At 63.9% G+C, this 18,314-nt stretch carries 17 protein-coding genes and 1 tRNA gene; 8 read left to right on the top strand and 10 right to left on the bottom strand.

Translation table 11 applies throughout. The annotated features are described in order from the left end of the window. Positions 1–10: 10 nt before the first annotated feature. The 3 genes from B7495_RS02470 to B7495_RS02460 all read left to right on the top strand — a co-directional run bounded on the left by B7495_RS02470 (position 11) and on the right by B7495_RS02460 (position 2,282). Positions 11–84, top strand: a tRNA-Pro gene (locus B7495_RS02470). A gap of 75 nt (positions 85–159) precedes the next feature. Then, positions 160–1,644: a DHA2 family efflux MFS transporter permease subunit gene (locus B7495_RS02465; RefSeq protein WP_088455176.1), complete on the top strand. Its 1,485-nt coding sequence runs from the start codon at positions 160–162 to the stop codon at positions 1,642–1,644. A gap of 131 nt (positions 1,645–1,775) precedes the next feature. After that, positions 1,776–2,282, top strand: coding sequence for a VanZ family protein (locus B7495_RS02460; protein WP_166789320.1), 507 nt, complete (start codon positions 1,776–1,778; stop codon positions 2,280–2,282). Here B7495_RS02460 and B7495_RS02455 read toward each other — a convergent pair. Further along, complete coding sequence (locus B7495_RS02455; RefSeq protein WP_205748708.1) at positions 2,245–3,378, bottom strand: LCP family protein; 1,134 nt, start codon at positions 3,376–3,378, stop codon at positions 2,245–2,247. The genes B7495_RS02460 and B7495_RS02455 overlap by 38 nt on opposite strands. A 63-nt stretch (positions 3,379–3,441) precedes the next feature. Between B7495_RS02455 and B7495_RS19010 the strand changes: the two genes are divergently transcribed. Together B7495_RS19010 and B7495_RS19005 are read left to right on the top strand one after the other, a co-directional pair. Continuing rightward, entirely contained in the window at positions 3,442–3,594 is a 153-nt protein-coding gene (locus tag B7495_RS19010) for a hypothetical protein (protein ID WP_166789322.1), read from the top strand. Between the two features lie 52 nt (positions 3,595–3,646). Next, positions 3,647–4,030 carry a hypothetical protein gene (locus B7495_RS19005; protein ID WP_168195274.1) on the top strand — a complete coding sequence of 128 codons (384 nt, stop codon included), beginning with the start codon at positions 3,647–3,649 and terminating at the stop codon, positions 4,028–4,030. 228 nt (positions 4,031–4,258) lie between these two features. Here B7495_RS19005 and B7495_RS02445 read toward each other — a convergent pair whose 3' ends face one another. From B7495_RS02445 to B7495_RS02430, 4 genes are all read right to left on the bottom strand, one after another. Then, complete coding sequence (locus tag B7495_RS02445; RefSeq protein ID WP_088455172.1) at positions 4,259–5,251, bottom strand: IS481 family transposase; 993 nt, start codon at positions 5,249–5,251, stop codon at positions 4,259–4,261. A gap of 104 nt (positions 5,252–5,355) precedes the next feature. Then, complete coding sequence (locus tag B7495_RS02440) at positions 5,356–6,117, bottom strand: HAD-IIB family hydrolase (RefSeq protein ID WP_088457852.1); 762 nt, start codon at positions 6,115–6,117, stop codon at positions 5,356–5,358. Positions 6,118–6,123: 6 nt separating this feature from the next. Next, on the bottom strand, positions 6,124–7,437 hold the full coding sequence (locus B7495_RS02435; protein ID WP_088455171.1) for a UDP-glucose/GDP-mannose dehydrogenase family protein: 1,314 nt from the start codon (positions 7,435–7,437) through the stop codon (positions 6,124–6,126). 70 nt (positions 7,438–7,507) lie between these two features. Then, entirely contained in the window at positions 7,508–9,331 is a 1,824-nt protein-coding gene (locus B7495_RS02430; RefSeq protein WP_151199512.1) for a DUF4012 domain-containing protein, read from the bottom strand. A gap of 362 nt (positions 9,332–9,693) precedes the next feature. Here B7495_RS02430 and B7495_RS02425 point away from each other — a divergent pair, with 362 nt between their 5' ends. The 3 genes from B7495_RS02425 to B7495_RS19545 all read left to right on the top strand — a co-directional run bounded on the left by B7495_RS02425 (position 9,694) and on the right by B7495_RS19545 (position 12,979). Beyond that, the gene (locus tag B7495_RS02425) at positions 9,694–11,064 is read left to right on the top strand and encodes a lipopolysaccharide biosynthesis protein (RefSeq protein ID WP_205748707.1); all 1,371 of its coding nucleotides are present in this window, start codon (positions 9,694–9,696) and stop codon (positions 11,062–11,064) included. Between the two features lie 62 nt (positions 11,065–11,126). Then, positions 11,127–12,377 (top strand): polysaccharide pyruvyl transferase family protein, encoded by a 1,251-nt coding sequence (locus tag B7495_RS02420; RefSeq protein WP_088455168.1) that lies wholly within the window; start codon positions 11,127–11,129, stop codon positions 12,375–12,377. 221 nt (positions 12,378–12,598) lie between these two features. After that, positions 12,599–12,979, top strand: a complete 381-nt coding sequence (locus B7495_RS19545) for an acyltransferase (protein WP_304984978.1) — start codon at positions 12,599–12,601, stop codon at positions 12,977–12,979. A gap of 85 nt (positions 12,980–13,064) precedes the next feature. On the opposite strand, the gene B7495_RS02410 is transcribed toward B7495_RS19545, so the two are convergent. The 5 genes from B7495_RS02410 to B7495_RS02390 all read right to left on the bottom strand — a co-directional run bounded on the left by B7495_RS02410 (position 13,065) and on the right by B7495_RS02390 (position 18,241). Next, on the bottom strand, positions 13,065–14,042 hold the full coding sequence (locus B7495_RS02410) for a nitroreductase family protein (protein ID WP_166789324.1): 978 nt from the start codon (positions 14,040–14,042) through the stop codon (positions 13,065–13,067). A gap of 79 nt (positions 14,043–14,121) precedes the next feature. Further along, on the bottom strand, positions 14,122–15,507 hold the full coding sequence (locus B7495_RS02405; protein ID WP_134481112.1) for an O-antigen ligase: 1,386 nt from the start codon (positions 15,505–15,507) through the stop codon (positions 14,122–14,124). Beyond that, positions 15,482–16,450 (bottom strand): glycosyltransferase family 4 protein, encoded by a 969-nt coding sequence (locus B7495_RS02400; protein WP_166789325.1) that lies wholly within the window; start codon positions 16,448–16,450, stop codon positions 15,482–15,484. Before B7495_RS02400 ends, B7495_RS02405 begins: the two co-directional genes overlap by 26 nt. A gap of 68 nt (positions 16,451–16,518) precedes the next feature. Next, a complete protein-coding gene (locus tag B7495_RS02395) occupies positions 16,519–17,649 on the bottom strand; it encodes a glycosyltransferase (RefSeq protein ID WP_166789326.1) in 1,131 nt (376 codons plus the stop codon). Further along, positions 17,636–18,241 (bottom strand): DapH/DapD/GlmU-related protein, encoded by a 606-nt coding sequence (locus B7495_RS02390; RefSeq protein WP_151199511.1) that lies wholly within the window; start codon positions 18,239–18,241, stop codon positions 17,636–17,638. The genes B7495_RS02395 and B7495_RS02390 overlap by 14 nt, the downstream gene beginning before the upstream one ends. Positions 18,242–18,314 lie beyond the last annotated feature (73 nt).

Genomic DNA, 18,314 nt, shown 5'->3' with positions numbered 1-18,314 from the left:
ACAGGACCATCGGGGTATGGCGCAGCTTGGTAGCGCGCGTCGTTCGGGACGACGAGGTCGCAGGTTCAAATCCTGTTACCCCGACAGAAATAAACCCCCACTCAAGTGAGTGGGGGTTTTTCTGTTCTCACCAGTTGCCGGCGTTGGAAAGGCCACGACATGACCGACTCCCCCGCATTCGCCCCAGACACCAAGGTGTCCCGTCGCGCCTGGCAGGCCCTCATCGTGCTGATGGCGGGCATGTTCATGGCCCTGCTCGACACCACGATCGTGAACGTGGCGCTGCCCAGCATCCGCACCAGCCTCGACGCCTCCGAGGCGACCCTGTCCTGGATCATCTCCGGCTACGCCCTGGCGTTCGGTCTGGCCCTCATTCCCGCCGGCCGCATCGGCGACCGGATCGGCCACAAGTGGGTCTTCTTCACCGGCCTGGCGCTCTTCACCGTCGCCAGCCTGGCCTGCGGGCTCGCCCAGAACGACCTGCAGCTGATCATCGCCCGCGTCGTGCAGGGTCTGGCCGGCGGCATGTTCGTGCCCGCGGTCACGGCCGTCATCCAGCTGATGTTCCCGGCGGCGTCCCGCGGCAAGGCGTTCGCCATCATGGGGTCGGTCATCGGCGTCTCCACCGCGCTCGGCCCCATCGTGGGCGGCCTGATCATCGAGGCGTTCGGCGTGGAAGAGGGCTGGCGCCTGGTCTTCTGGGTGAACCTGCCGATCGGCATCGTCGCGCTGATCGCCGCCGCCATCCTGCTGCCCACCGGCACCGGCACCGCCTCCGCGCCCGGCGCGCCGGCCGCTGCCCGCGTCGACGGGGTGGGCCTGCTGCTGCTCTCCGCCGGCCTGGTGGCCCTGCTGGTGCCGCTGATCGAGGGCCAGGACCGCGGCTGGCCGCTCTGGACCTACCTGGTGCTCGCCGCCGGGGTGCTGCTCATCGTGGCGTTCGGCGCCTGGGAGGTGGCCCTGACCAAACGCGGCAGCAGCCCGCTCGTGCCGCCGCATCTCTTCTCGCACCCGGCGTTCACCGGCGGCGTCATCCTGGCCCTGGTCTACTTCGCGGCATTCACGAGCATCTTCTTCACCATCTCGATCCTCTGGCAGGCGGGCCTCGGCCACACCGCGCTGGAATCCGGCCTGGTCTCGATCCCGTTCGCGATCGGCTCGATCCTGGGCGCGTCGCAGAGCAACCGGCTCACCGAGCGCCTGGGGCGCACCGTGCTCGTCGGTGGTGTGGCCCTGGTCACGGTGGGTCTGATCTGGGTGTGGCTGGTGCTGCTGCTCACCGTCCCCGCCGACCTCACCAACTGGATCCTGCTGCCGCCGCTGTTCATCGCGGGCCTGGGCAGCGGGTGCTTCATCGCGCCGAACGTGGCGTTCATCGTCGCCACCGTCGACCCCTCCGAGGCCGGCGCCGCCAGTGGTGTGATCGGTGTGATGCAGCGGGTGGGCAGCGCCGCGGGCATCGCCGTGGTGGGCAGTGTGTTCTTCGGCACCCTGGTGGTGGCCGGCCCTGGCGCGGATGCCGTCGCCGCCGGCTTCACCCACAGCGCCACCCTGGCCATGGCCGTCAGTGCCGGACTGAGCGTGGTGGCGCTGTTGCTGGTGTTCCTGCTGCCCAAGCGCGTCGAGGTGCACGGCGGCCGCTGAGCGCCATCCGGTTGGCACACCTTGGCCTCCCAGCCTCGCCTCGCTACTCTGAATGCTTGGTCCGTTGACGGTGATGACCTCCCGCTCTGAACCATGCCGGAGGCCGTGACCCGCAGCCCTTGGGAGGTCACGTGAGCGCTCTGGCACCCACCCTGGCCGATCGACGCCACGCCGCCCTCCGCCGGGCCGCCCGCTGGCTGGCGGCCGGGTATCTGCTCACGCTCACCCTGATCGCGTTCTGGCCCACCCCGGTGGACCGGGGCGCCTCGCACGGCATCGCCAGCCTGCTGGCCCGCCTGCACGCCCACGGCGTGCCGGGCTGGGTGAACTACGCGCTGGTCGAATTCACCGCGAACATCGCCCTATTCCTGCCTGTGGGGCTGCTGGGGGTGGTTCTGCTGGGCTCGGCACGCTGGTGGGTGGCCATTCTGGCCGGTTTCGCCGCGAGCGGCCTGATCGAGCTGGGCCAGCTGGTCTTCCTGCCCGCCCGCTTCGCCACCCCGCTCGACGTGCTCGCCAACACCGCCGGCGCCGCCCTGGGCGCCCTCCTGGCCCTAACTCTGCTAGCCGCCGTCACCGCCCGCTCCCCCCAGCTCGCCCTCACCCCGCCGCCTGCACCGCCGGCACCACCCCGCTGAGAGAATCACTCCGATACGCCTCCTGCAGCGCCGGCAGCGCCGCCCAGTCCAGGTTCACGATCGACTGCCCGTCCGCAGACGTCCCGGTGCCGGCGGTAGGAATGGTGAAGAAGCTCACGTCACCCTCCCGCACGTCCCGCAGCTCCACCCCCAGGGTCACCAGGTCGGTGGCCGAGAGCTCCTCATCAATCGCCAGGTTGGGGCTAACCGCCTCGATCACTCCGCCCATCGTGGTCGGGTTCCCCAGCACCGACTTGTGCATCAATCCGCTGAGCAGCGCGCTGATCAGCAGCTGCTGATTGCGCACCCGCTGAAAATCGCCATCGGCGAACGCGTACCGTTCCCGGGCGAAGGCCAGCGCCTCGGTGCCGTTGAGGTGCTGCAGTCCCTGCGGGAAGGTGCGCCCCGACAGATGGTACGACTCAAACGGGATCGGGTTGTCGATGTCCACCCCGCCCAGCGCATCCGTCAGCGCCGCGAACCCGGCAAAGTCCACCACTGCCACATGATCAATCCGTGAGCCCAGCAGCCCCTCCACCGTCTGCACCGCCAACGGCACCCCGCCGTATGACAGCGCCGCGTTGATTTTCGCTTCGCCGTAGCCGGGGATCTCCAGCCAGCTGTCCCGGGGAATCGACATCACCGACAGGGTCTTGCGGTCCGCGGGCACGTGCACGATCACGATGGTGTCGGAGCGTTGCCCGCTGAGGTTCGCGATCGACCCGGTGCTGTCACCTCGGCTGTCGGAGCCCAGCAACAGAAAATTCATCGCGGATGCCGCGGCGCCGGTCGCCGCGGGCGGTCGCGCCGTCTCATCGGCCGGGAACGCCTCGCTGATCTTCTCCACCGACTCGAAACTGCGCGACAGATTCCACACCGTCACCGCCGCCACCCCCAGCACCACCACCGTGAACACGCTGAACAGCACAAAGACAATCCGCCAGCCGTGGCGGCGGGGCGGTGGCGGAGCTTGATGGCGCGTTAGAGCATTCTGCACTTCGGGCATTCGGGTTGCCTCCTGCGGACCGGTCGGGTAACGGTGCGCACACCATAGACCGCCGGTTCGGGCCCGGATAGTGATCCGCGTTCGAGTCACGCCCGAATTGGGGGGGGGAACTCGTGGGTTCCAAACTGCCCCTTCGTCAATTAGCTTCGCTGCATGGGAATCCGCCGACGGACTCGTCGGCGCAGGCGCTGGTACCGACGACTGGAACACAGCAACGGGATGCTTGCCGTCCGCCTCTTCGTCATCATCATCATCGCCGCCGTCGGCGCGGCCGCTCTTGCCGTAGCCGCCTATCAAACGATGTGACGCCCCTCGGCCGCACTGCCATTGGTCATTACCTAGTGGGTAAGCTCGCCGAATGCGTCTTATAGCCCCGGCCACTGTTCTCCTTGGCGTCATCCTGCTTTCGGGCTGCACTGCCGCCACCACGATGGGCAAAACAACGCCAACCGCATCACCGACGCCCGCCCCGACCGCTACAGCGCTCACGGAGCCGCAGCTGCTCGACAAGCAGACCAAGGCCATGGTGAACCTCTACAGCCAGGTGGTCTGCACCAACCTGGCCGAGCGCCCTGACCTCGACCTGAACGACGCCGTCGACAAGGTACTGGCCACCTACGCCACTGAGGGCCTCTCCGAGGAATCCAGAGTAGAGCTGGCGCACCGCGTGCTCGAGCAGTCCGCCGCCAAGAGCTGTCCGGACCAGAGCGAACGCGTAGCCGCGGACCTCAACGACGAGTAGCCCTTACAGGCAGTCGTCGACCCAGTAGTCCTCGCATTCTTCGGAGCACCAGTACCTCCCCCGGTCATCAATCGGGGTGCCGCATTGGCGGCAACGATGACCGCGCTGCGCAAACAGTGAACGCGGCGATAGGCCGGCCAGGACATTGGGCATCGGGTTGCCTCCAGTCATACAGGGTGTGCGTATATCAACACACGAGTATGAGCTGGAGGCAAGCCCTGTCGACTTCTAGGTGTACTGCCCAGGCAGGTTAGTTAACCGCGTGATCGGTGGCTTGCCTCCGATGGCGGTGTGGTGCCTGTGGTGATTGTATTCGTGGAGCCATGCTGGCAGTGCTGCTCGGCGGGCTGATTCGCTGTTGTAGTGGCGGGAGAACGCCCAGCCGTCGGCGAGGGTGCGGTGGAAGCGTTCGATCTTCCCGTTGGTCTGTGGCCGGTAGGGGCGGGTCTTCTTGACCTTGATGCCAAGCTCGGCGCAGGTGTCGCGCCAGGCGTGGGATCGGTATGCGGAGCCGTTGTCGGAAAGGACACGTTCGACGGTGACACCGCGCGCTTCGAACCAGGACACGGCTCGTTTCAAGACGCCGACGGCGGTCTCGGCTTTCTCGTCGCCGTGGATCTCGGCATAAGCGACCCGGGAGTGGTCGTCGATCACGGTGTGGACGAACGCTGTTCCCAGAAGCTCGTGGTGATGTCTGTTCCGGGTGGTGCCTGGGGTCGATTGCCGGTTCTTGGCTCCTTGTTGCCGTCCGACATAGCGGTGGCCGCCGCCGTCCGGGATGTTGCCGATCTTCTTCACGTCAACATGGATCATCGCGCCGGGTCTCTCGTGCTCGTAGCGGCGGACCGGCTCGCCGGTACGGACGTCGACATGCCGCAGCCTGTTGAGGCGGCAGCGGGTCAACACCGCGTGAACGGTCGAGGCCGGCATCTCGAGACGGGCGCCGATCCCAACGGGCCCGAGGCGCTTCTTCCAGCGCAGATGCACGACCTTCCGCACCAGCTCCGGGCGAGTCTTTGTGGGGCTGCGGTGCGGGCGCGATGAACGATCCTGCATGCCGTCGCGGCCCATCGCCGCGTACCGGTCGGCCCACCGCTTCGCGGTCGGCCATGACACGTGGAAGAACACCGCTGCATGGGCGACAGGCCAGCCGTCATCGACGACCAGCCTTCCGATCCGCAGACGTTGAACCGGGGTGAGAGCAGCATTAGCGTGAGACACGAGGACCTCCGGACGGGTTGGGGAACTAGACAGCTCCACCCTCCACCGGAGGTCTTCGTCATTTCAAGACGTCACACATCAACCAACGTCCCTGGGCAGTACATCTAGCGGGCTAAGGCAGGAACGAGCGTATCCAGAAAAGCCGCGGTGTCTTCCCAGTTCTCCACAGCGACGCAGTCGACGCCGAGAGCCTTCACCGGGTAGTCGTTGCCGTTCTCGTCGAGCCGGTCTCCGACGAAGAGCATGTCGTCAAGTGGGATGCCGGTGAGCTCGGCCAGGCGCGTCATGCCGTAGGCCTTGTCGATTCCGCGCCTGGTGATATCCACCGACGTCGACCCGCCTGAGCGTACTTCAAGGTCAGGCAGCTGTGCCTGAACGGCTTCGCGCAGGGCTGTCTTTTTGGCGCCGTCGACGTCCCACTGGGTCTTCGCGGCCACCGGTGCGGCCTGACCCAGAGCCGAGAACGTGATCTGCGAGCCGCGGTCCTCAAGGATCGGGCCCCAGGGTTCGGCTTCCCAATAGCCGAGGTCACGAGCGGTGGCCTCGACGGCGGCGAGGGCACGTTGTTTCTGGTCGTCGGTGAGGTTCTCGGCGTACACCTGCTCCCACTCCCCCGCGCGGTGGCGGTAGTACTGAGTGCCGCAGGTGGGCATGAGGTGCAGGCGCGCCAGTGTGGCGTCGTCAACGTCGGTGAGGTTGTCGACGACCTGCATGGTGAACTGCGCGAATTGTCCGCCGGAAATCACGCACACCTCGGCCACGCTCAGCAGCTGCACGAAGAGCGATGCCATGCGCGGGTCGATCGGCGACTTCGAGGGTGCCAGGGTGTCATCGAGGTCGAAGGCGACCAAGCGAGGGTGGTTCAATGCCATTTAAGGTCGGCCCAATCCGTAGTAGGTCCAGCCGGCTTCTCGCCAAGCTGCTGCATCAAGGGTATTGCGACCATCGATGATGGTGCGGCTCTTCACCAGTCCGGCGGCCCACTCAGGGTCGATCGACTTGAATTCCGGCCATTCGGTGACGAGCACAACGGCATCGGCGTCGCGCAACGTCGCCTCGATATCGGTGGAGTAGGTGATCTGAGGGTGACGAAAACGGGAATTCTCGATCGCCTGTGGGTCGGTGGCCACCACGTCGGCGCCGAGGCCGCGCAGCTGCACAGCTACATCCAAGGCGGGCGAGTCGCGCACATCATCGGAGTGCGGCTTGAAGCTGAGCCCGAGCACGGCGACCTTGGCGTTGTAGACCGGGCGGTCGAGGGCCGAGACGGTGAGGTCGACGACCCGCTGGCGGCGGCGCAGGTTGATGGCGTCGACCTCCTTGAGGAAGGCGACGGATTCGCCGCGGCCCAACTCTTCGGCGCGGGCCGTGAACGCGCGAATGTCCTTGGGCAGGCAGCCGCCGCCGAAGCCGGCGCCCGCATTGAGGAAGCGGCGACCAATGCGTGCGTCGTAGCCGATGGCGTCGGCGAGCTGAGTAACGTCGGCACCCGACACCTCGGCGATTTCGGCCATTGCGTTGATGAAACTGATTTTGGTCGCCAGAAACGCGTTCGCCGCGACCTTGACGAGTTCAGCAGTGGCGTAGTCGGTCACCACCAGCGGGGTCTGGGTCGACATCGCCCTGGCATAGACCGAATTGAGCTGTTCCACCGCGCGCTCACCGGCCTCGCCTGCGGGAACACCGTAGACCAGGCGATCCGGGGCAATAGTGTCTTGCACGGCGAACCCCTCGCGCAGGAACTCAGGGTTCCAGGCCAAGGCAGCGCCCGCTCCAGCAGCCTCGATAATTGCGGCGAGCCGGGCGGCGGTGCCCACAGGTACGGTGCTCTTGCCGACAACCAGATCGCCGGCGCTCAGGTGCGGGATGAGTCCCGCAACGGCTGCGTCCACATATCGGAGGTCGGCCGCGTAGCTGAGTTTTTTCTGCGGGGTACCCACGGCGATGAAGTGCACCTGTGCGCCAGCCGCATCCGCGATGTCGGTGCTGAAACGTAAGCGCCCGGACGCCGTGGCCGACGCCAACACCTCGGGGAGGCCCGGCTCGAAAAACGGGGTCCGTCCTTCGGAAAGGGCGGCAATCTTCTCAGCGTCAATGTCGATGCCGACGACCTCGTGCCCGAGCTCGGCCATTGCCGATGCGTGAACGGCGCCCAGGTAGCCGCATCCGATGACAGAGATCTTCATTCGCAATTACCCATGGGGCTAGTGTACCGACGGCGCAGGGGCCATCCTCAGGACTCCGAGGGTGCCGGGGCTACTTGCAGCCGGGAGCGTCCACGGCGACTGTTGTCGGGTTCAGCATGGGCGTCGTGCGAAGCATGGGCTCCCCATAGGTGCCGGCCAGCCCAGCGAAGGTGGCTGTGACCTGGCTGGTTTGGCCGGGAGTGAGCATCACATTGAACTTCGCAACGGGTCTGCCCAGGTCGTCCGTGGTGGCCAGCAAGTCCGCTCCCTCGGCGACACCGGCCGAGACGAAACTCGTGCCGGGTGGCCCGTAGACATAGACCTCGGTGCGGAACTGATCGGCGCCCCAGTATTCGGTGGCCACGTAGCTGGGAAGTTTCTCCGCCAGTTCCTCGGTGAGGGTGGAGTGCAGATCAACCTTCGTTGTGAAGGTCGGGGTCGCGGCGGTGCAGACATCCGTGCTCAGCGTCGCACCGGTCTCCAGGTAGAAATCCATCTTCGAGGTCGAGGTGTCGCGGAAGAATACCCCGGTGGTCGTTGCGGCCTCGTTCGAGGCCGGCAGGATGCCGGCCATCGGGGTCCCTTCAAGTATCTTCTGCTCTTCGGGGTGCGCGCTCCACGCCATGATCCGGTGCTCGTTCACTCCCTGGGAAACCGCATTCAGCATGTCCACGGGTTCGCCTTGGGAATTGGTCACGGCATTGAACATCGTCATTGCCGCCTCCGCAAAGAAGGCGTCGGTCTGGTCGGGCCCGTTCTTGCCCTGGTAGCGGAAATAGATCTCGTTGAGCAGCAGGGCGACCGCATTGTCTTCCGTGAGAACGTCCCCGGTGCTCATGGCGACCGGGCCGGTGGCGCCGAGCATGTGTGCGAGCGCGGCTGGGTCGATCGAAATGACACCGTCGACGGTTCCGCCGAGGTCCTGTTGCCAGAACGCCTGGGTGATCTGGGCGGCAGTGGGGAAATCGGGTCGGCTCGTCGCGAGGTTCAGCCGGGTGTAGATGAGCGGGCTGTACAGCGCCGCCAGCTTGGGATCCTCCGCGATGACCGGTTCACCGTCACGCCACGGAAAAGTCTGACTCGACGCCTGCCGGGCGATGCTGATCTGCCCGTTGTCAACGGTGACCTCGGTCAGGGCGGCCGCGGTGCCACCGAGCGCCGTGGACTCAGCAAGGTTCTGGAAGATCAAAATGTAGGAGCGCGGCCCAGAAGCGCCCAGCATGTCGGGTACCACAGAGGCAATGGAGCGCACGTCGCCGACGGTGGTTGCTGCGCTGTCGAGAAGGGTTCCGAACTGGGTGCCAGCCGCGTCAACCTGCGCCACAGTGCCGTCGAGCTCGATCGCTGCCACGGATTCCGCTGCAGAATCAAGCGCGGCGCTCGCTGTGGTGAGGGCCGTATTCAGCTCCAGGATCGGCGTGAGGTTGATCTTTCCGTCAACGGGCTTCAGAGAAGCGGCGCTCAGGCCAGACGCGACTTCGGCGACGGGCGCGACAGCTTCTTTCGCAACCACATCGACCGCTTCGGCCAGCTGACGAACGGCCGAGAGGTTCGGCCCGGCGATGGGGACGATTTCTGCGGCCCGCCAGATTGGATCCTGGGTCTGGTCGACTGCCTTGCTTGTGGCCGCGGACAGCTTGGTCGATGTTGCGCCAAGACCGACAAAATCCATGGCGGTGGCCTGGGACTTGAGGGTGCCCACCAGGACCTGCGCCTGTTCGAGTTCCGCCTTCGCCGTTAAGACCCTGGACCCGACCCAGCCCGCGGCGGCTCCGACCACAACGACTAGGCCGACGCACACGGCGAGGATGATCAACGCGCGACGAGGGCGCTGCTTCCTTCGGCGCGGTCGATTGGGGACAGCGGAGGCGCGGTCAGCGATGGAATCAGTCACTTAGGAAAGCTAACCCATGAGGGATGCTTGGGTTGCATCGGGTGGCGGCGGCAGGTGGAGACGACGCAGGCTCCGACAATGGCCCACACCCCCCAATCCGGGGGTGGCACGAAGCTAAGATCGAATGCGAAGTGTTGGAAACGAGCGGGCGCAGGCGCCAGTCTCCACTTCGCAGTCGTACAGAACCAGGGAAGTCGTAGATTGAGCGCACACATGGGATTCAACGTCACAGGGGAAACGCGCCAGAATCGACCCCGCCCGGCGGCAAGCTTCGAGAGACGGCTTTGAGTCTTTCGGCGACCGCCACTCGCGGGGGCGCAGCGGTGGTTGCCGGTCAGGTAATCAAACTCGGCCTGCTCTTAGTGAATCTCGTCGTTCTCGGGCGTTTGCTTTCTCCCGCCGACTTTGGCCTGCTGGCTATGGTGATGGCTGTCGTCGGAGTCGGCGAGCTTTTCAGGGATTTCGGTCTGTCGTCAGCGGCCGTGCAGGCAAAATCCGTGACGCCCGCGCAGAAGTCAAATCTGTTCTGGATCAACTCCCTCCTTGGCCTGCTGCTCGCCGGCGCGTGCTGTGCGGCAGCCACACTGATCGCGTCCCTCTACGGTGATCCTCGGCTCGTCAACGTCATCATCGCCATCTCTGTGACGTTCCTCCTTAACGGCATCCAGACCCAGTTCCAGGTCGAGCTCACCCGAAATCATCGTTTCTTCACGCTGGCGGCAACCGACGTCGCGTCGCAGGTGGCCGGCCTGGCGGTGGCCGTGGTCCTCGCGCTCTCGGGGGCGGGATATTGGGCGCTGGTGGGTTTGCAGCTCGGAATTGCGACCACGCTCTGCCTCCTCCGCGTTGTGGCCGCACGATGGGTTCCCGGCTTGCCCTCTCGACGATCAGAGATCAGGCCGTTCCTCGAATACGGCTGGCACTTGGGCTGGGCACAAATCGTCGGCTACATCAGCTACAACATTGACAGCGTCATTCTTGGCGCTCGCTCGGGCGCTGCGGCTCTCGGTCTCTACAACCGCGCGTTCCAGATCATCACGCTTCCCGTCGTTCAACTTCTCGGCCCGCTTTCGAACGTTGTGCTTCCGCTCTTGTCGAGAGTGGAGTCCAAGGAAGTATTCGTTCGGGCAATCACGCGGATTCAACTCATACTCAGCTACACCTCAGCGATCTTCTTCGGGTTGCTGGTGGCCACCGCCTACCCGTTCGTCAGGCTGCTCTTGGGACCAGCATGGGTGCAGTCAGCACCGATCCTCCAGATCCTGAGTGTTGGTGCCCTCTTCCAGGTCATGACCTACACCGGGTACTGGGTTTTCCTGGCTCGCGCCCTCACCAGGTCGTTGCTCCGCTACAACCTCGTCACGAAAACGTTCGTGATCCTCTGCGTCATCGTCGGGAGCAGCTGGGGTCCACTCGGTGTGGCGGCGGGGTACTCGCTCGGTCTCGTGGTGTCGTGGCCCGTCTCGTTGCTCTGGCTCAGCAGGGTCAGTGATTTTCCTGTCAGGGAGACCACTCCGATTGCCCTCAGAGGAATCGGATTGGCCATCGCCGTGGCATCCTGCGGGTTATTGGCGGGAGCGCTGCTCACCGTAGACAACATACTTCTGCAGTTCGCTATCAACGGGTGTGGCGCGATTGTCGGCCTGGCGATCACGCTCCTGCACCGTCCTCTGCGGAACGAGCTTTTGCAGTTGGCCACATCCGCAACCCAAGCTGTTCGACGAAAGCTGTGACGGTCACTTCGGCCGCCGGTGAGAGAGAAAGAGGCACTTTGACGTCTGTGACGCCCCCGCGAATGACACCCCCCAAGGCAACAGCAAAATCGTTTGCCAAAGGTGCGCTCATCTCCGCTCTGGATAGCCGTGCTCTCCTTTCCCTGACCGCTCTTGCCGACTCGTTGACGGTCCGCGCGGGGTCCCGCCAGCGGCAGACCGGCCAGTCGGGCCCGCATGTCATCATCAATTCCACCGGCGGCGGGAACATCGGCGACCAGGCTATGTTTGAGAGCTTTCTGGCGAACGTCGAGGGGCCGGTGCGGGCCATTGTTCGCAGCACCGATGCGTTCGACGTGCCAGACTCGCTGGCCCCGGGACGTGTCGAGTTGGTGGTCCTTCCCCGGCTCATTTACGGGCGTGGACTGAGCCGCCTCATGGATGTTCTGACCTTCGCGCGAACACTGCGCGGCGCTCGGTCTCTTTCCATCGTCGGAGCGGACGTGATGGACGGCGGCTACGGTCGGCGCCCCTCCGCGCTCGAATGGAGCTTGGCCACCGCGGCCGCGAAGGCACAGATCCCCACGCGTGTGCTCGGCTTCAGCTGGAAGGAGAGTGTCGATCGGGCGATTCTGAGTGCGGCACGTCGGGCCGCCCGGGGCGGGGTCGTCGCGATCGCCCGCGACCCCCATTCACGAGCCCGGCTGCGAAAAAACGGAATCGAAGCGGTCGAGGCTGCCGACGTGGTTTTTCTGCACGCTGGCGTCGCCGAGCCCAACGCGCATGAAGCCTTGGTGCGGGGGTGGGTTGAGTCGGGGAAACGGGTCGCCATTGTGAATATGAGCGGACTCATCAACTCGACCCTCAACCAGAACGAAGAGTACGCCCACATTGTCGAAACGCTCGGCGAACTCGGCTACGAGATCCTCCTGCTCCCCCATGTCTCGACCGATATTCCCGTGATCGAATCGTTCAAGGCTTCCAGCCCAGACCACACGGATGTCAACCACGTGGACCGGCTCCTCACACCGTCTGAGGTCAAGGCTCTCGCCGCCCAGGCCGATGTCGTCGTCACGGGGCGAATGCACCTCTCGATTCTCGCCCTGAGCTTCGGGGTCCCGTCCATTGTCTTGGCGACGCAGGGAAAGGTTCTCGGATTGATGGAGTTGGTGGGGACTCCAGACTCGTGTATCGATCCTGTCCGGGGCTTCGCAAGCCAGGTAACGGGTCGACTGCGCGAACTCGACATCAATCGTTCCGCGACCGCGGCAGCGATCACTTCAGGTGTGCGACGCGCACGCGTGCTCGCGGCGGCTAATTTCCGTGACCTCTAAATCGGTACGTCTGGAAATCCCGCGGTCCGGGAGCACTCAGCGGGTGGTGAACTCCGATGATCGTTAGTGCGCTACGAATCGTCAGAGCTGTCATCGCTTTTCGGATGGCGGGGGCCCACGTGAATGGGACCCCCCGGGTTTTCGGTCGCCTCCCCCAGGTCAGGAACAAGGGAACTCTGAACATTGGGTCTGGGTTCCAGGTTCGCGGACAACGGTTCCGTGTGGGGATCGCTGTTGATCGCGATGGGACGCTCAACATCGGTGAACACGTGTTCCTGAACCAGGGCGTCAGCATCGCCGCCAGGACAACGATCACAATCGGTGACCATACCAAGATCGCTGACCTGGTCACCATCCAGGACACGAACTACCATCGTGTCTCACCGGACGAGCCAGTGGTTTCGGCTCCGATCACCATCGGCAGGAACGTCTGGCTAGGCCGACTCTCGATCATTTCTCCCGGGGTCACGATCGGGGACAACGCCGTGGTTGCGGCGGGTTCAATCGTCACTAAAGACGTCATGCCCAACACCGTCGTTGCCGGCACGCCGGCCAAGTTCCTGAGGTCGTTCACCACGCCGCCGGGGTGGGTACGCGACTAAAGCCGGCGCGTGCCGGCGACGTCGTCGCGGCACCCCGGGGTGTGCGGTGCTCCCACCTCAGGTCGTGCGCGCTCCGCCCGTGAGGTCAATCGTGTTGGACAAGAATCTCGTCCAACTGGCGCCGGGGAGACCTGGCCACCTTGAAGTTCTTCGGAGGAATCCCAACGGCGATCAGAGTGATGACGTCTTCGTGTGCGGGGATTCCAGACGATGCCCGGAAGGTGTCTGACTGGCTGTTCTTCATCGACCAATTGAGGTAACAGGTGGCCAGCTCCCTGGAATGCAGCGCCCAGCCCAGAGTCATCGCGAAGAGACCCCCATCAATCCACCGCTGATTGCGCTCCGACGGGCCCGAAAACAGCCGCGCGTCCACCGTCACGGCCAACACAACCGGGATGGAACTTCGAAATCCAGCATTCCCGTTCTGTTGGGCGAGAACAGAGACCGCCGCCTCACCCGTATATACATGCACTCGGAAAGCCTGTCGATTGCAGACAGACGGAGTGTGCGTCGCCATCGATACGGCCGCCTCGATATCCGCCATGTTCACGCCGATGGAATCATCGAAATCCCGCACGCTGCGACGGGACGAGAAGAAGTGCTCCCACCGCTCCTGAGCGGGCTCTCCCTGGTCAGCCTGCCGAAACACGTCATCCCTGTTCACACGAAGCGCAACGCTGTCGTCGGCGTCGCCGCCTGTGTTCCAGGTTTGAAGAGCGGCGAGGGCGGACGTGGCGAATACGCCATAGGAGTCAGCGCCGGCCTCGGAGCCGTCGAGGTTGCCAAGCCCCACGACGAGTCTCTTTTCGACCTCCACACCGAAAGGTCGCTTCGGGTTTCTCAGCGCCAGCCCCTTTTCCACCCGGTGGTAATCCTTCGTCAGCTGGGTCTCGAGCTGGCGTCCACTCCAGCCGGAGTTGAACAATCCCTCCCCCGGTCCACCGAGAAGGCGATGGCGTTTCGCGTCAAGGAGCGCCTCGTGGGTGTTGCTCAGGTTCCCTCGCAGCCTTCTCCATGTGTCCAGGGCGCCGGAGGGCAGCATGTTCTTGGCCAGAGCCTTCATGCGTTGCATCATAAGTTGGTGTACTTCCTGTCGTTGTCTAAAAATGGAGGTCGACCCCCGCAGGCAGAGAGGACTACTGTCACGACACCGTGGGCGCCGGCAATCGAACTCGCGCGTTGGTCGGAATAGACCCGTCAGGAGTCTCACTCGGACGTCTGATCTGCTCAGCGCAGAAGCCGAGCACGAACAGCCACAGGGGCAACGTGTCCGACATCATGCCCCAGCCAGTCAAGGCCACAATCATGATGCCGGGGAGGGAGGCAAGAACGGCTCGCGCGTACATCCCGCTGGGGTGCATCGCTCGTCGAGTCTTCCAGGCTCGGGCAACCAGGATGAGAATCGGCAGGAAGAGGAGCGTGGCACCGATGAATCCCAACTCCACGACGGCCAGCAGCACAGAGTTGTGTACCGGCCAGCCGGTCGCCGTCAGAGCATCGAACGGTCCGACCGCGGTTACGTAAGTCCCCGGGCCGGTTCCGATCCACCATGGCCGCATCTGGATCTGCTGGAGCGCAACATCGGTGAAGTGAGTGCGAAATCCACCGATTTCGCCGGTCTCGAACCGGCCCAGCCAAACGCCGGCCGAAGCCGCCACGACACCGAGCGCGGCGAGCGGAATCATCACGCGTCGACCGATATTCTTCGCTTCCTGCGAAGTCATCGCCCAGATCACGATCATGATGATCGCTCCGAAAAAGTTGGCCCGGCCGCCGGAAAGCACGAAGGGAATGGCTGAAATGCAGATCGACCACCAGGCGAGCTTGCGTACCGTCGTTTGAGTTGACTTCGTCAAGGGCAACAGAAGGACCAAGAGCAACAGAAGGACCTTCCCCAGTCCCGTGGGGTGGCCGAAGGAACCGTTCACCCGGCCGACCAGCCCCAGGTCCGAGGCCGCCGCAGCGCCCAACGGAAAGAGCGGAACGCCGACGAACTGTGCGACCGAGATCACCACCTGGACAGCGACCGTGATGAACAGCCAGCCGACCAGGATCCGTTCCGACTTGTCCCCGATCTTGAGGAACGTGGAGATGTAGCTGCCCGCAACCCACGCCAACGCCGCGACACCGAAATGCATGACCCCGGACCACTGCTCGTTATTGCCGTCCCACACCAAGAAAATCCAGACGAACAAGAACAGGCCGAAAGCACCGTAGGTCAGCCACTGTGTCCCTTGCCTGCGCAGGAACACTGCAGTCAGGACGACCAGGCAAATGGCGACTGTGTAGGTCATGACGCGCGGTTCAGCACCAGAGATTGAGGCTCGGGTTTGATCGGCCACCGTGGCGCCCGCCAGTACCTTCGGAAGAAAACAGAGGCTGGTGAGCATGAGCGGAAGCAGGACGTTCAGGGCACCAAGGAAATGCCCGATGACCAGGAGGACCACGAGGCTGACGATCCCCGCGACTATCAGCACGAAATCACGTTCGACTTTCTCACGCTCACCACCGCCCAAGGATGTCGTCAACCGACGAGGTAAATGCTCCCTGCGAGAAGCGGGAGCTGAGTTGCGAGCGGTCGAGCCCTGGCACGGCAGTGCGTTGGGCCGGTGCCGATCGAAACAGCTCCTCGATATTTCGGATCCACGGTCCATAGTCCGGGCTGAAGCCCGACCGAACGTGGTCGGTTCCGTACACGGTCAGCCCACGTGCGATTGCTTCGACTGCCTTGACCTTGATGCCTCCACCGTGGTCGATCGGCACGATAACGGCGTCGATGTTGTCGTAGAAGGAATCGAGATTGTCCAGAGCACCCAGGACGGTGGCGGGAACACCCCAGGTGCGTACCCGCTCGGAACCGAATCCTGCCACCACAATCTCCAGCTTCTGGGCCTTCAACAGATGACCGAACTCACGAAAGAACTTTCTCAGGGACATTTCATTGGGCTCGTATCCGAGGTTACCCAGGAAGCCGACACGCGTAACGGGTCCATGGCCGCGGTCGTGGGAAGCGAATGTCTGGGTTGGCGTCGGGAGCCACTCCGCGCTGGCGTTCGCTCCAATCGACGTCAGATCCCCGTACCCGGCAACGGTATTGAACCGCGCCTTCGACGGGAGCTGCGATTCCCGACGACGCCAGATTGCACTCTGAGTCAGGCCGCCCAGCATGGAAAGCGGCGAAGAAGCGCCCATGGTGCGCGAATTGACGCTCCACAGATCCATCCAGTCGAAAATGATCTCATCTCGAGGAAGGTCGCGGGCGGCAGCCTTGAACACGACAGGAACGGCAATGACGTGGAGATCGGCCGGCGGTAGGGGCGCGAGGGAGCGCGAGAGCGGCATCGGGGCGAGAGTTCGCTTGGCCTTGGTGCGGAATGTCGGCTTCCGGTCCAGGCTGGGGCCGCGGGTGTTGAGACCGTGAATGGTCACGGTGTAGCCGAGCGACTTCAGGGCCTCTTCCCAGGCAATCACCCGCAAACCGCCTCCGTCTCGGGGCATGTCTTCCCGGCCGTACCAGTAGACGACCGTTGCGCGCGGATTCACTTTGCACCCGCGGGCGGCAATATCTCTGACCAGAAGGAACTGAACCTGCTGTTGAATGCCTCGATCGAGTACGAACGAAGATAGGAGTCCCGGGCGGCGGCCCCCATGACCTGTGCCTGGTGACTGTCAAGGTCCTGCATGATCGATCTCAGCGCAGCGCTGTCCCGAAGTGGGAACAGGCGGCCCGTCTGTGCGTCATCCACGATTTCCGAAAGTCCGCCCCCATCGCTCCCGATCACGGCGCGCCCCCGCGCGAAAGCTTCAATTGCGATCAGGCCAAAAGGTTCGGGTTCATCAGACGGCACCACAACGAAGTCGACAGCATCGACCAGGGCGGAAATGTCTTGCACTTCCCCCTGGATAACGACGGATTCACGGTTTTTCATCCGGGAGACGATGCCCCGGACGTCCACCGGCTTGCCCATCTCCGGCGGCCCTCCAACAACGACGAGCTCGCCGAGTGGTTCCCCTGAATCCCAGGCCTCCAAGAGAGTCGAATGACCCTTCCAGGAGTTCCATCTGCTCGCAACAAGGAACTTCAGCACCCCGCCGCGAGCGATGGGATCAACGAGGGGACGGTCGTAGTCGGACACGCCATTGAGGAACACGCGTGAGCGCCTTCTCACACGGCCCCTGAGCCCATCCTGTGCCGCGTTCGAGATGCACAAGCATTCTGTGGCTGCTGTCGCGAGGGCGCCCAGTACGTGCGCTTCACGCCCTCGCCACACCTCCTGGCAATGGAGGACGACATGGGGAACTCTTAGGATCCGCGCCAGAATACCCACGGCGAGCGAGGCCGAGGTCGTCATATAGACAGTGTGCGGCTTCAGCCTACGTAGTTCGAGGAGCGTCCGAATCATCATCATCAGAGTCTTCGGGAGATGACGTGGTGAGAGGTACTTCCTCCGAAGAATTGGCAGTGCCCTAATCTCGAACCTCAGATTGTTGCGCTTCAACTCGGCATCAAGGCTGAACACGGACGGCGCCGCGTCATCGGGCAACCAGACCGTCGCGGCCCGTTTGTCAGCCTCGGGCAGAGTTTTGAGCACTTGGAGCAGTACCTTGTCCGCACCGTACATCTCGTTCGACGAGTGCACGAAGACGACACCCGTCCTATTTCGAGTCATCAGCATCTCCTCGCTTGCGAAGCACCCGGGCTGGGGTGCCTCCGGCGACGGAGTTGTCTGGGATGTCCCTGGTCACTACGCTGCCGGCAGCTATGACTACTCCGGACCCGACTCGGACGCCGGCCGTGATCGTGACGCCGCTGCCGATCCAGCAGTCGTCGCCGATCTCCACGAAACCCCGAGAGACTCCCTGTGCCTTTATCGGCACCGTCGGGTCAGCAAATACGTGGTTCTCTGAGAAGATTCGAACTCCCGGACCCATCATGACATCGGACCCTATGGAAATACGCCCGGAGCATCCGATGAACCCGTCGCAACCGATGCTCGACCTGTCGCCGATCCACAGCCCCTCACCGATCTCACCGCCGTAGTAGCTGCTCGGGCGAATGAGAGTGCCCCTGCCTATGGAGACATCCGAGCCGAAATTGATACCCTCACTCGAAATGCCTTGAACCTCCGCGTACGGTTCCAGTACGAGTCTGCCCTCATGGCTTACGTATCCCGGATTCTGTATTCGTGCCCCGCGCCCGAGGAAGAGCGGGCCCGATGACCGTTTGAGGAACGGGACTACCGCGAGGCCGCGTGCGGTCATCAACCCCACACGCAAAAAAACGCCCGCGGTCGCGTGCACGTTCCGGGATGTTGGCAATCCGTGAAAGCGTTTA

This window comes from Cryobacterium sp. LW097, assembly GCF_002205495.2.
GTDB lineage: Bacteria > Actinomycetota > Actinomycetes > Actinomycetales > Microbacteriaceae > Cryobacterium > Cryobacterium zongtaii.
Note: the sequence above shows the minus strand (reverse complement) of the source record. Positions and strands in the feature narration are given on the sequence as shown.